The organism is Micromonospora sp. NPDC051296 (assembly GCF_040682255.1).
Classification (GTDB): Bacteria; Actinomycetota; Actinomycetes; order Mycobacteriales; family Micromonosporaceae; genus Micromonospora; species Micromonospora craterilacus.
In genome coordinates, this window is the sequence record NZ_JBFBAO010000202.1 from 1 (window position 1) to 12,737 (window position 12,737).

Below are 12,737 nucleotides of genomic sequence, written 5' to 3' on the forward strand. Positions count from 1 at the left end.
GTACAGCCTCCGGATCGTGTTGGAGAACCTGCTGCGGCACGAGGACGGCGACGGCACCGCCGAAGCGATCCACGCCCTGCGCAACTGGGGTGCGGACGACGCGCACGAAATCGCGATCGATCTCCACCCCGCCCGCGTGTTCCTGCACGACACCAACGGCGTGCCCACCCTGGTCGACCTGGCGGCGATGCGCGACGCGATCGTGGCCCTCGGCGGTGACCCTGGGGGTGTCAACCCGTCTATCCCCGCTGAACTCGTCGTTGACCACTCCGTCGTCGCCGACGTGTTCGGCCGCCCGGAGGCGCGGGAGTTGAACGTGGCTATCGAGTACTCGCGTAACGCCGAGCGGTACCGCTTCCTTCGCTGGGGCCAGACGAATCTGCGGAATCTGGCCATCGTGCCACCGGGCACCGGCATCATGCATCAGGTCAACGTGGAGCACCTGGCCCGGGTCGTCATGGTCGACGACGGGTGGGCGTACCCCGACCTGTGCCTGGGCACGGACTCGCACACCACCATGGTCAACGGGCTCGGTGTGCTCGGCTGGGGCATCGGCGGCATCGAGGCCGAGGCCGTCATGCTCGGCCAGCCGCTGTCCATCCGGCTGCCCCGTGTCGTCGGAGTTCGGCTGCGCGGCGCGCTGCCCGAGGGCAGCACCGCCACCGATCTCGTCCTCACCGTCACCGAGCTGATGCGTCGCCACGGGGTGGTGGGCAGCTTCGTCGAGTTCTCCGGACCCGGCATCGCCGAGATCACCCTGCCCGACCGGGTCACCATCGCGAACATGAGCCCCGAGTTCGGCTCCACCTGCGCGTACTTCCCCATCGACGAGGAGACCCTGCGATACCTCCGGTTCACCGGCCGGCCCGCCACCCAGGTCGCGCTGGTCGAGGCGTACGCGAGGGAGCAGGGCCTGTGGCACGACCCGGGCCGGCAGATCCGGTACTCGGAGATCGTCGACCTCGATCTCGGGGCGGTCGTGCCCTCGCTCGCCGGACCACGGCGGCCGCAGGACCGGGTGGCGCTCAGCGCCGCGAAGCCCGCCTTCCGGCGAGCCCTCCAGGACGCGAACCCCACCGACGTATCGCCGCACGCGGCGGCCGAGCCCATCCGCCGGTCCGTACCCATGGTGATCGACGGGGAGCCGACGACGCTCGACGACGGACATGTCGCCATCGCCGCGATCACATCCTGTACCAACACGTCCAACCCGTCCGTCATGGTGGCTGCCGGGCTGCTGGCCCGCAACGCCGTGCGGCGCGGCCTGGGCCGCAAGCCCTGGGTCAAGACCAGCCTCTCTCCCGGGTCACGGGTGGTCACCGACTACTACGACAAGGCCGGCCTCACGCCCTACCTGGAAAAGCTCGGCTTCCACCTGACCGGGTACGGCTGCATGACCTGCATCGGCGCCTCCGGGCCACTCATCCCCGCCGTCTCGCGAGCCGTCCGCGACCACGACCTCGCAGTCGTCGCGGTGCTCTCCGGCAACCGCAACTTCGACAGCCGCATCCACCCCGACGTGCGGATGAACTACCTCGCCGCACCACCGCTGGTCGTCGCCTACGCGCTGACCGGCACGATGGACATCGACCTGACCAGCGAACCGCTTGGGCTCGATCACACCGGCGAGCCCGTCTACCTGTCGGACATCTGGCCCACCTCGCGGCAGGTCCAGGACGTCATCGACGCCACCGTGGACCCGCAGATGTTCACCCGCGCCTACGCCGAGGTGTTCACCGGCGACGAACGCTGGCAGGAACTCTCGACGCCGGTCGGCGCCACCTTCGTCTGGGACGACACCTCCACCTACCTACGGCGGCCGCCTTACCTGGAGGCCACGACTGCCCAACCGCCGCCGCTGGCCGACATCGTGGGCGCACGCATCCTGGTCAAGCTCGGCGACTCCGTCACCACCGACCACATTTCGCCTGCCGGCGCCATCCCGACGCACACCCCGGCCGGCCGGTACCTGCGCGACCTCGGTGTGCCACCCGGCGAGCTGAACACCTACGCCTCTCGCCGCGGCAACCACGAGGTGATGATGCGCGGCACGTTCGCGAACGTGCGGCTACGCAACCAGCTCGTCCCGGGCACCGAAGGTGGTTACACGCTCCATGACGGTTCCGTCGCGTCGATCTACGACGCCGCGATGGCGTACGGGGCGGAAAGGTTGCCGTTGCTCGTACTGGCCGGCAAAGACTACGGCGCCGGCTCGTCCCGCGACTGGGCGGCCAAGGGTCCGTCCCTGCTGGGAGTCCGGGCTGTACTCGCCGAGTCGTTCGAACGCATCCACCGCTCCAACCTGGTCGGCATGGGCATCCTGCCCCTGCAGTTCGTCGACGGCCACAGCGCCAACAGTCTCGGCCTCACGGGCCACGAGACCTTCAGCATCACCGGGCTGGCCGACCCGATACCCGGCACGGTCACCGTGCACGCCGGACACGTCACGTTCTCGGCCAAGGTCCGCCTGGACACCCCACGCGAGGCCGAGTACTACCGGCACGGCGGGATCATGCCGTACGTCCTTCGCCACCGGCTTCCTGCCTGACCAACCCGCGTCCCGGCCTGACCACCGGGTGCCGCCGCGTCGGAACGACGCGACGGCACCCGGTGGATCCGCTCGGCTTCCGCGCTTCGGTCAGCGAGTCGCGTCGCGGACCATCCGCAGCTTCTGGACCCGCTCCACGATCAGCGGCGGACCCTCGACGTACTCGCCGTGCTTCAGCCGCGCCGAGTTGACCTTGTACCGGTCGGCGAGCACCGCCGTACGGTGCAGGGCGAGGCTGCGCAGGCAGTCGCTCACCGGGTCGACCCGCTCGGCCGCCGGCACGGCCGACTCATCGCAGTCTTCGGCGTACGCCAGCCCGTCAGTTGGCGACTTGCCTTCCCGGACGTTGTCGCGCGCGGCGAGCAGGCTCGCGGTCACCACCGGCGACCGGTTGGGCAGGTCCGCCGGCAACTGCTCGCCGCCGAAGAGGACCATGGCCAGCAACTCGTCGTGCTCCAACGCCCGCGCCCAGCCGAGCTTCGAGTAGGCCTGGAGCAACTGGACGGCCTTGGTCACCTCGGCGTTGGCCTTGCCCAGCGACGTGGTGGCGTCGCTGATCTCCGGGTAGACCGTGTCGTAGTACCGCTGCATGTCCGCGTTCAGCCGGTCCTTCACCTCCTTCTGGGCTCGCGTCTCGACCTCGGCGTTCTCGCCGCCCTGCTGCGCGGCGGATTCGAACTGGGTGCGGAAACGCACGTCCCACTGGCCCAGGAAGTGCCCCGCGTCGTAGCACGCGCCGACCACCCCGGTGTTCCGGTTGCGGCGGCACACCTCACCGACCGGCATGACGGCCGACCAGTCCGTGAAGCGCTGGGTCTGATCGCCCCAGACCACCTGGAGTGCCATCGTCACCTGGATGTCGCCCCGCTCGACGTCCCACGGGCCCTGCGGTTCGATCTCCAGATTGACGAGCTGTGCCTCGTGGCAGAGCCGGATCACCGGCCCGGCGGGCAGGACGTGCCGGGCCAGGTGGGCGATCTCCGGGGTCTTCGCGATGGTCACCTGGGCCGGGCGGGTGAGCTGCTGGCTGGAACCCGGCTGGCAGGCCGGCACCTTGGTCGGGTCGACCGTCCGTCCCTCGGCCGGGGCCTGCTGATCGGCATCATCGAACATGTCGTGCCGGCGGTCGCCCCGGATGGCGTCACGCTCCACGATCAGCAGATCGTTGACCTCCTTGGTGGCCTTCTGGTAGCCCTCGACCAGCTTGGTGAACAGGTTGTTGGTCCAGTCGCCGTTCTCCGTCTTGTCCAGTGGCTTGCTGAAGTGCCGGTGCGCGTCGAGCAGCGACTCGCCGTCGTTGACCAGGGCGGTGATACGGTCCGCGGCAACCCGCCGGGTGTGTTGCGGGTTCTCCGCCGACATCAGTTCGTAGGCACCGCTGAGCACGTTCCAGTTGGCCACATCGGCGACCTGCCGGCCGGTCCCAGGGTGGCCGTACTTCGTGGCGGCGTACCAGTCCAGGTATGCGATGGCACCGTTCGGGCCGAACACGTCGTCCCCACCCCGGTTGATCACCGAGATGACGTCGGCATTGGCATAGGAGCCAGGACTCGGCCCGACGAACGGTTCGGCACGCATGGTGACCGTCGCGCCGACGTGCAGATCCCGCTCCGCCCGCCAGAAGTCGTCCCAGGGCAGCACCGCGCCGTCGTACTTGTCCGCGTGGTGCACGGCGCCGTCGATCGTGTTGAGCAGCGGCGTCATCTGGCTGGTGCGCTGCGCGGCGAGGATCTCGGCTCCCCAGGTGTCGAGTTGCACGGAAAGCTGGAACAGGGCCCGTTCGATTTCGACCAGCTTCTCGATGGTGTGGTTCTGGCGCTCGAGCAGCTCGTTGAAACGTGTTTCGGTGTTCTCGAAGAGCTGGACGAGTTTCGCGTCGATCGCGTCGAAGCGGGTTTCCATCTTGTCGGAAAGCGCTTTGATGTCGTTCCGGATGCCCGCGAGCTGGTCCAGCATCCGCTGCTCCACGCTCGGCCCGGTGAAGAGCGGCACGATGGCGCCGACCACGCCGATGATGTTGCCGGCCAGCGCGGCGGTGCCGAGCGAGAAGATGGCCTCCTTCGCGCCGAGTCCGGCGATCTTCGGCAGGTAGTCGTTGATCGCCGTGGCGACCTTCACTGCCGCGTCGCCGATGCCCTTGACCCGCTTGCCGGCGTTCTTGTCGACGAAGGTGACGATCTGGGCCAGGCCGGTGATCATCTCCTTGCTGTCGTCGATGTACTTCTTGCGGCCCTTGGCGTCGGCCTCCGCCGCAGTCCGGGCCGCCTCGCTGGGGGTGGGTCCGTCGGTCTTGGCGCCGTATGCCTTATCAAGCTGCTCGGCCTTGGCGATCGCCTGGCTGGTCTGCGTGCGCAGGTCAGCCAGCATCTGGTCGAACTGCTGATCCGCCTCGGCCTCCAGTTTCGCGACGTTCCCCTCCGCCACCGCCGCCAGCAGGGCCGACACGTTGAACCGTCCCTTGAGCAGCGGATCGTTGTGCAGGCCGGCCGACCCGACGGTGGGCCGGATCCCACGGGGGGCGCCGTAGCGGGTCCGCCACACCTCGGCGAAGGTCGCGTCCTGCAGCGCTTGGACGCGCACCGCCGACCAGGCGATCCGCCGGACGGCGGCCACCCGGTCCTCGTCGGAGGAGGAGCGGCGCAGGTTGGTGACGACGTCCCGCACCGAGCCGAGGTTGGGTCGGCCGACACCGACAAGCTCCTGGGTGACGGCGAGCATGGTCGGCGAGGCCATCGCCGCCGGGGTACGGGTGTTGTCGTTGGTGGTGTCGTTGAGGATCTCGATCAGGCGGAGGGTCAGCTCCCAGGAGGAGCGCCGCTTGTCGTCCTCGGTGAGCTTGGCCGCCATCCGGCCGGCCATGAGGTCGGCATGCGCGGTGAGCGCGGCGGCGTCCGCCGCCGGGTTGCGTTCCCGCCAGCCGACCAGCTCGGCGCTGAGCACCGCGTCCCGCTGGGCGAGAACCGGGTCTGCGTACCGCAGGCCGACATGAGTGACGAAGAGTTGGCGGTCCAGCGCCGCCTCGTCGATCTTGATGGGCTCAGCCGCCCTCGCCGGCCCGGCGGCGACCACCTGAGGCAGGCTGGCCAGCATCGCCCCGGCCAGCAGGCCAGCGAGTATCCGGCGGATCCGGCCGGCCGGAACCGAGGCGCGCCGGTGGACGCCGCCTCTACTTTCCTGTCGCACTTGCTCTCTCCCTTGTGCGTGCATGGTGACGGCCGGACGCGATGGCGTCCGGCCGTTCACGAGGCTCGCGTGAGCCACTGGAAAGTCACTGGAACCGCTGGCTGTCCGCTCGCGGCCGGTCGAGCCTTGTGACGAACATCCCAAGCCGGAGCCCGAGCCCGACGATTCCACTACCAGCGCGGTTCTACCGACCTGTCGATGGCATTGGTGGAACGATGGGAGATGTGGGAACTGCGAAAACAGCTACACCGGCCGTCTCGCCGCTTGCCGGCGAGCCAATCAAACGTGCCGACGCCGAGCGGCTCGCGGGAGTGCTGAAGGCATTCGCCGACCCGGCCCGGCTGCGACTGCTCAGCCTGATCCAGTCCGCCCCCGACGGCGAGGCGTCCGTGAGTGACCTCACCGCGCCGCTCGGTCTCTCCCAGCCGACCGTGAGTCATCACCTTCGGATCCTCACCGAGGCCGGCCTGCTCGAACGCGAGAAGCGGGGCGTCTGGGCGTACTACCGCCTGGTGCCGTCCGCGATCGCGGCGGTCGCCGACCTGTTGACTCCGCCCCGCAAGCGGGCAACAAAGAAGGCCCGCTGAGAGGAGCGCCCGGCCGGGCTGCTCACCGGGCGTTGCCGCCGCTACGTGTCGTGTCGGCCGGCATGCTGGCGGCGGCGAGGCACCGTGGGGGCCGTGGTGGGCATCAGCTGCCGCAGCAACCGCCGGTCTGGCCCTCGCCGGGGGTGATCAGGGTCAGCGGCGCGGACAGCAGTCCACCGGAAAGGCCGGTGGCCAGGCCTCGGCCCGCAGCCGCAGCGGTGGGGGCGGGGCCGCAGCAGCTGTCGGTGCCGGTGGAGTCGACGGGGTTGCTGTTGCACACGCCGGTTTCGGGCAGGTCGAGCTGGACGTCGTGGGCTGCCTGCCAATCGCCGGCGAGGGCGGCGATGACGGAGCGGACCTGCTCGTAGCCGGTGGCCATGAGGAAGGTGGGCGCGCGGCCGTAGCTCTTCATGCCGACGGCGTAGTAGCCGGGCTCGGGGTGAGCCAGTTCGTCGACGCCGTGCGGAGGCACGGTGCCGCAGGAGTGCTCGTTCGGGTCGATCAGTGGGGCCAGAGCCCGGGTGGCGCCCATGATCGGGTCCAGGTCGAGGCGCAGCTCGGCGACGATCGAGTGGTCCGGGCGGAAGCCGGTCGCGGCAACGATCCGGTCGACGAGCACCTGCTCCTCGCTACCGTCGGCGTGCCGCACGACCACCGCAACGCGGCCATCGGTCGGGGTGAGGGCGTGGACGGAGAAGCCGGTGAGCAGCCGGATCCGACCGGTGTCCACGTGCGCCCGCAGCCGAGTGCCGAGCGCGCCGCGGGCGGGGAGAGCGTCGGCGTCACCCCCACCGTAGGCGCGCGCTGGGCTGTCGGTGCGGATTGCCCAGGTCACCTGCGTTCCCGGCACCTCGGCGGCGAGTTCGGCCAGGGAGAGCAGCGTGTTGGCCGCAGAGTGGCCGGCGCCGACGACGAGGGTGTGTCGGCCGGCGAACCTGTTCCGTGCCGTGCCGAGCACGTCCGGCAACGCGTGCTCCAGGTAGGCGGCCACCTCGTTCTCGCCGCGGGCGGGCAGGCCGGAGGCGCCGAGGACGTTGGGGGTGCCCCAGGTGCCGGAGGCGTCGATGACCGCGCGGGCCAGCAGGTCGTCACCGTCGGCGAGGCGGATCAGGAACGGGGTCTGCTCGCGGCCGGCGGTACGCAGCCGGTCGTAGCCGAGGCGGCTGATGGCCTCGACGCGTGCACCGTAGCGCAGGTGGGGCTTGAGCTGCGGCAGCTCGGCCAGGGGCTGGAGGTAGTCGCCGGCGAGCTCGGCGCCGGTGGGCAGGGCGTCGAGGTCGGGGGCGGCCCAGCCGGCCTCGTCGAGCAGGCGGCGGGCTGCCGTGTCGATGTTGTACCGCCACGGCGAGAACACACGGACGTGTCCCCACTGCCGCACCGCCGCGCCGGCGGTGTCGCCGGCCTCCAGGACGAGGAAGGGCAGGCCGCGCTCGTGCAGGTGGGCGGCGGCGGCCAGACCCACCGGGCCGGCGCCGATCACCACGACGGGCAGCTCGTCCAGGACACTCATCAGGAAACTCCTCCGTGTTGAAGCTGTCGAATCAAGGATGTGCAGTTGTGCTGCGGCGGGTGGGGCCGAACATGCTCGTCCTCATCCCTCAGGTACGCCTGTCTTGACGTCCGTCTAAGCAGACAGTTGCACGCTGATTAGAGAGATGTCAACCTAGAGACATGTCGAAGCAGCAAGCCTCGCTTCCCGTCGCCGACCTCAACGCCGACGCACCGTGCTGCCCACCGCTGGCGCAGCGCCGGGTCCCCGCCGAGACGGCCGCGGCCCTCGCGCCCGCGCTCAAGGCCCTCGGCGACCCGGTGCGGCTGCAGCTGATGTCGATGATCGCCTCCGCCGAGGGCGGAGAGATATGCGTGTGCGACCTGACCCCGGCGTTCGACCTGACCGGCCCGACGATCTCCCACCACCTCAAGACGCTGCGCGAGTCAGGCCTGGTGGACGCCGAGCGGCGGGGCACCTGGGTCTACTACCGGGCCCGGCCACAGATCCTGCGGCAACTCGCCGCACTGCTGTCGGTCGAGCCGGCGCCCGCGGCGCAGCCGTAAGCCGCCACCCCACCACCGCCGCGCGATGCCGCGCCCGCGGGCGCTCGACGTGTTCGAGGCTGAACCAACATGCCTGCGGCCGAGCACAGGCTTGACACGGGACCTATCACTCAACGATAGTTGAGTCAATGGACATTGAGCTTGCCTCCCTGGCCGGGCGCGCACGGATCCACGCCGCTCTCGGCGACCCCGCACGCCTGGCGATCGTGGACGCGCTCACCCTGGGCGACGCCTCCCCCGGGGAGATCGCCCACACCCTCGACATGCCGACCAACCTCGTCGCCCACCACGTCAAGGTGCTCACCGAAGCCGGCCTCGTCCTGCGCGGCCGGTCCGAGGGCGACCGGCGGCGCACCTACCTGCGGCTCCAACCGGCCGCCCTGGCCGTTCTCACCCCTGCCCCGCTGGCCGACGTGGGGCGGGTGGTGTTCGTGTGCACCCACAACTCGGCCCGCTCCCAGCTGGCCGCCGCCCTGTGGAAGCGCCGCACCCACCGGGCCGCGGCCTCGGCCGGCACCAAACCGGCGGCCCGCGTGCATCCCCGCGCGATTGCCGTGGCCCACCGCCACGACCTCGCCCTGAACCCGACCGGCACCGCGCACGTCAGCGACGTCGTCCGCGACGACGACCTGGTCATCGCCGTTTGCGACAACGCCCACGAAGACCTCACCGGACAGGTGCGCCCCCAGCTGCACTGGTCCGTGCCGGACCCGGTCCGCGTCGACACCGATGCGGCGTTCGAGGCCGCGTACGCCGACCTTGCCGACCGCGTCGACCGCCTCGCCCCCGCCATCACCCCGTAATCCACCACCCCGGCGAGCCGAGGCTCCGCAGATCATGGAGAGCACAGACTGATGACCATCGCACTTCGGCGGCGCCTGCTGGCCGAGTTCATCGGCACCGCCCTGCTGGTCACCGCCGTGGTGGGCTCCGGCATCATGGCCACCACGCTCTCCCCCGGCGACGTCGGCCTGCAACTGCTGGAGAACTCCACCGCCACCGCGTTCGCGCTCGGCACGCTGATCCTGATCTTCGGCCCGATCTCGGGAGCCCACTTCAACCCGGTCGTATCCGCCGCCGACTGGTTCCTCGGCCGCCGCACCGGCACCGGTCTGACCGCCCGCAATCTGGGCGGCTACGTGGTGGCCCAGGTGCTGGGCGCGATCGCCGGATCGGTGCTGGCAAACCTGATGTTCGACCTCGCCGCCGTCGACTTCTCCGGCAAGGACCGCTCCGGCGGCCACTTGTGGCTGGGCGAGATCGTTGCCACGACCGGGCTGATCCTGCTGATCTTCGCTCTCGCCCGCTCCGGCCGCGCCACCGTCGCCCCCGCCGCCGTCGGCGCCTACATCGGCGCCGCGTACTGGTTCACGTCGTCGACCTCGTTCGCCAACCCGGCGGTCACCATCGGCCGCGCGTTCACCGACACCTTCGCGGGCATCGCCGCCACCTCGGTGCCCGGGTTCGTCCTGGCCCAGATCGTCGGCCTCGCCGTCGGTATCGGCCTGCTCGTCGCCCTCTACCCCGACGCGGGCACCGCCGCCGACCAGGTCGTCGTCCCCATTGACGAAACCGCCGCCGGCCGCCGTTCATGACACCGCGCCCACGCGATACCAGCACGGCTCGGCCTGATCGCGGCTTTGCCAACCGGCGGTACGACCCCGGCCGCTACCGCAGCGTCGACCGCAACAGCGACCCGGACCACCACCTCGCCCTCGCCCCCGACGACGCGCCGGTCAACCGGTCCCACGACTCGTACCGCATGAGAGGCACCCCATGAGTGACAAGCCCAGCGTGCTGTTCGTCTGCGTCCACAACGCCGGCCGCTCCCAGATGGCCGCAGGGTGGCTGCGCCACCTCGCCGGCGACACCGTCGAGGTCCGCTCCGCCGGCTCCGCCCCCGCAGACCAGGTCAACCCGGCCGCCGTCGAGGCCATGCGCGAGGTCGGCATCGACATCACCGACCAGACCCCCAAGCTCCTCGCGTACGACACCGCCGAATCCTCCGACGTCATCGTCACCATGGGCTGCGGCGACGCCTGCCCCGTCTTCCCCGGCAAGCGCTACGAGGACTGGAAACTCGAAGACCCCGCCGGCAAAGGCGTCGACGCCGTGCGCCCCATCCGCGACGGGATCCGCACCCGGGTCGAGACGCTCCTCGCTGAGCTACGCCCCACCGCCTGACAGGTAGGAAAAGAAGTACGACACAAGGTGTCAGGTTTTTGGTCGAGCATGGTGTCACCGGTCGGCGTCGGTGGTGGACGTGCACCGACCTTGCGAATAGATGAGGACCTTGATGCGCGAAACGCCGGAAGATCTCAAAGAGCTCCAGGGCCTTCTGGACTCCTCCCTGTCCCGCTCCACCTCGCATCTCCGCTCGATCATCGCTGAGCGCACCCTGACCGCGGAGCAGCTCACCCAGGTGCTCACCGGCATGTGCACCCTTGCCCTGTCCACCGTGACGGCGAAGGGCGAGCCGCGGATCAGCGGCGTGGACGGGCACTTCCTACACGGCAAGTGGCATTTCGGGACGGCGCGCAGCGCCGCCAAGGCCCGCCACCTCGCCGCCCGTCCGGCCGCCAGCGTCGCGCACATGCGTGGCGAGGACTTGGGCGTGTTCACGCACGGCACGGTGGAGATCCTCAACCCTGCGGACAGCGAGCCTGCCGCGGACTGGCCAGACCTGCTCGCGTACGTCAAGGACTTCTACGGCGACGACGCCTTCGACTGGGACAACGACGTGGTCTTCTACCGGCTGCACCCGCACTGGATGACCGTCTACGCCCCAGACGTCGACAAGCTCACCGCCAATTGACCCGACCAAGTCCGACCCCGCGCGGCCGCCCTTGCTCGTCTACGTGTCGAAGGGTGCTGGCGCGCGGCACCAGGCGGGGTTCGATGAGCACCTGCTCGTCGTGCGCCGACGCATGACCTTCGATCAGGGCGATGAGCAACCTGACGCTCGCTCGAGCGGCTTCCGGCAGGGGCTGGGCCACCGACGTCAAGCCAACCGTGGCTGCTGTTGGGGTGTCGTCGAAGCCGACGATGGCGATCTCAGCGGCGGCGTGCGCGGCGCGTAAGCCGGCCGTCTGCAGGGCGCCAAGGGCGAGGGTGTCGCTCGCGCAGACCAGCGCCGTGGGGGGTGTGTCAAGCTGTAGAACGGCTTCGACGGCGTACCGCGCGTGATCGGTGTTATCAACGACCTCCAGCTCATGGCGGGGATCAGCGGGCACGCTCGCGTCGGCGAGCGCGGAGGCCCAGCCGGCTCGACGGTCGTCACCCACGCGGGAGCCGCGGGGCCAGCCGAGAAATCCGATGCGGGTGTGTCCGCAACGCAGGAGATGCTGCGTGGCTTGGTAGGTGCCTGCCGCCCCGTCAATGTCCACCCACGGCCCGCAGCCGGTGGTTCCCCAATGCCGTCCGAAAGAGACGAATGGCACCCGCTGGCGGACGAGCTCCGCCTGACGGGGGTCGTCACGTTCGACGGCAGTCAGCAGTGCCGCGTCCGCCTCGCCGCGAGCAACGGCGTCGGCAAATGCTGCAGTCTCGTCGGCTCGTCGAGCAAGTGGGATCAGCAACACCCGGTGATCGTGTTCGCGGGCTGCTTCGACGACTGCGTGCACGAATCGGTCATGCACCATTCCCTTCACACCGTCGCGGATCGGATGCAGCCGCATGGCGATCGTGCGGGATCGTCGAGTACGCAGGTTGCGCGCAGCCGCGGACGGCCGATAACCCAGCACCTCGATCGCCGCCCGCACCCGCTGCAGGGTCTCTGGTCGAACGACGCTCGGGTTGTTCAGGGCGTTGCTGACGGTCTGGCGGCTTACTCCCGCGTGTCGCGCGACGCTGTCGAGCGTCGGCGCGCGCGGCGGATCGATGCTGGGTAGCGGTGGTGATGGTTCTGGCATAGCCACAAGTGTCATCCGCAAATCAGGTGTAGCCGGTGACTCGGAGCGTTTGACGCAACATCGTGCCTCACCGAGGTGGACATTCGTGAACCGCCCCGGTGCTGTCAGTACTCGTTGGTGCTTGGTCGCGTCGCGGTGTCACGCGCGGCCCGGACTGTCAGAATCGTGTTCAAGGAGCCGGTGCGCGGGGGCGAGGAGAAGCCATGAGCGACTGGAACGACAAGATCATCGTTGAGTTTCGCGCCAACGGTGGGCAGGTGGGTGGTCAGTTCGCCGGCGCGCCGCTGCTGCTGTTGCACACGGTCGGCGCCAAGAGCGGCCAGCCTCGCGTCAACCCGGTGATGTACCAGAAGGTGGACGACGGCTACGCCGTGTTCGCGTCCAAGGGCGGCGCTCCCACCAATCCCGACTGGTACCACAACCTACGCCGGCAACTACGCCCACGACGCCGGC

General features: G+C 69.8%; 10 protein-coding genes and 1 pseudogene. 8 read left to right on the top strand and 3 right to left on the bottom strand.

Annotation, left to right across the window (positions count from 1 at the left end):
- A partial coding sequence (gene acnA, locus AB0M52_RS20715) for an aconitate hydratase AcnA (RefSeq protein WP_363955961.1) occupies positions 1-2,548 on the top strand: 2,548 nt, incomplete at its 5' end.
- 90 nt (positions 2,549-2,638) lie between these two features.
- Here acnA and AB0M52_RS20720 read toward each other — a convergent pair.
- Positions 2,639-5,731, bottom strand: a complete 3,093-nt coding sequence (locus AB0M52_RS20720; RefSeq protein WP_363955963.1) for a hypothetical protein — start codon at positions 5,729-5,731, stop codon at positions 2,639-2,641.
- Between the two features lie 215 nt (positions 5,732-5,946).
- On the opposite strand from AB0M52_RS20720, the gene AB0M52_RS20725 reads away from it, so the two are divergent.
- Positions 5,947-6,318, top strand: a complete 372-nt coding sequence (locus AB0M52_RS20725) for a metalloregulator ArsR/SmtB family transcription factor (protein ID WP_363955966.1) — start codon at positions 5,947-5,949, stop codon at positions 6,316-6,318.
- A 103-nt stretch (positions 6,319-6,421) separates the two neighbouring features.
- Here AB0M52_RS20725 and AB0M52_RS20730 read toward each other — a convergent pair whose 3' ends face one another.
- Complete coding sequence (locus AB0M52_RS20730; RefSeq protein WP_363955969.1) at positions 6,422-7,828, bottom strand: FAD-dependent oxidoreductase; 1,407 nt, start codon at positions 7,826-7,828, stop codon at positions 6,422-6,424.
- 161 nt (positions 7,829-7,989) lie between these two features.
- Between AB0M52_RS20730 and AB0M52_RS20735 the strand changes: the two genes are divergently transcribed.
- The 5 genes and pseudogenes from AB0M52_RS20735 (at position 7,990) to AB0M52_RS20755 (ending at position 11,188) form a co-directional block, all read left to right on the top strand.
- A complete protein-coding gene (locus AB0M52_RS20735; protein ID WP_363955972.1) occupies positions 7,990-8,373 on the top strand; it encodes a metalloregulator ArsR/SmtB family transcription factor in 384 nt (127 codons plus the stop codon).
- 128 nt (positions 8,374-8,501) lie between these two features.
- Entirely contained in the window at positions 8,502-9,176 is a 675-nt protein-coding gene (locus tag AB0M52_RS20740) for a helix-turn-helix domain-containing protein (protein ID WP_363955975.1), read from the top strand.
- A 51-nt stretch (positions 9,177-9,227) separates the two neighbouring features.
- A pseudogene (locus tag AB0M52_RS20745) lies at positions 9,228-9,935 on the top strand (MIP/aquaporin family protein); the annotation flags it as partial.
- 214 nt (positions 9,936-10,149) lie between these two features.
- Entirely contained in the window at positions 10,150-10,557 is a 408-nt protein-coding gene (locus AB0M52_RS20750) for an arsenate reductase ArsC (protein WP_363955978.1), read from the top strand.
- Between the two features lie 112 nt (positions 10,558-10,669).
- Positions 10,670-11,188, top strand: coding sequence for a pyridoxamine 5'-phosphate oxidase family protein (locus tag AB0M52_RS20755; protein WP_363955981.1), 519 nt, complete (start codon positions 10,670-10,672; stop codon positions 11,186-11,188).
- Here AB0M52_RS20755 and AB0M52_RS20760 read toward each other — a convergent pair.
- Positions 11,175-12,299 carry a LacI family DNA-binding transcriptional regulator gene (locus AB0M52_RS20760; protein ID WP_363955984.1) on the bottom strand — a complete coding sequence of 375 codons (1,125 nt, stop codon included), beginning with the start codon at positions 12,297-12,299 and terminating at the stop codon, positions 11,175-11,177. The two genes, AB0M52_RS20755 and AB0M52_RS20760, sit on opposite strands and share 14 nt — an antisense overlap.
- A gap of 188 nt (positions 12,300-12,487) precedes the next feature.
- On the opposite strand from AB0M52_RS20760, the gene AB0M52_RS20765 reads away from it, so the two are divergent.
- Positions 12,488-12,737, top strand: a 250-nt coding sequence (locus AB0M52_RS20765) for a nitroreductase/quinone reductase family protein (protein ID WP_363955987.1), incomplete at its 3' end; no start/stop codon positions are given.

Excerpts from the sequence above, each read along its gene's own strand:
- AB0M52_RS20725 (WP_363955966.1), top strand. The coding sequence starts at position 5,947 with ATGGGAGATGTGGGAACTGCGAAAACAGCTACACCGGCCGTCTCGCCG.
- AB0M52_RS20730 (WP_363955969.1), bottom strand. The coding sequence starts at position 7,828 with ATGAGTGTCCTGGACGAGCTGCCCGTCGTGGTGATCGGCGCCGGCCCG.
- AB0M52_RS20735 (WP_363955972.1), top strand. The coding sequence starts at position 7,990 with ATGTCGAAGCAGCAAGCCTCGCTTCCCGTCGCCGACCTCAACGCCGAC.
- AB0M52_RS20740 (WP_363955975.1), top strand. The coding sequence starts at position 8,502 with ATGGACATTGAGCTTGCCTCCCTGGCCGGGCGCGCACGGATCCACGCC.
- AB0M52_RS20750 (WP_363955978.1), top strand. The coding sequence starts at position 10,150 with ATGAGTGACAAGCCCAGCGTGCTGTTCGTCTGCGTCCACAACGCCGGC.
- AB0M52_RS20755 (WP_363955981.1), top strand. The coding sequence starts at position 10,670 with ATGCGCGAAACGCCGGAAGATCTCAAAGAGCTCCAGGGCCTTCTGGAC.
- AB0M52_RS20760 (WP_363955984.1), bottom strand. The coding sequence starts at position 12,299 with ATGACACTTGTGGCTATGCCAGAACCATCACCACCGCTACCCAGCATC.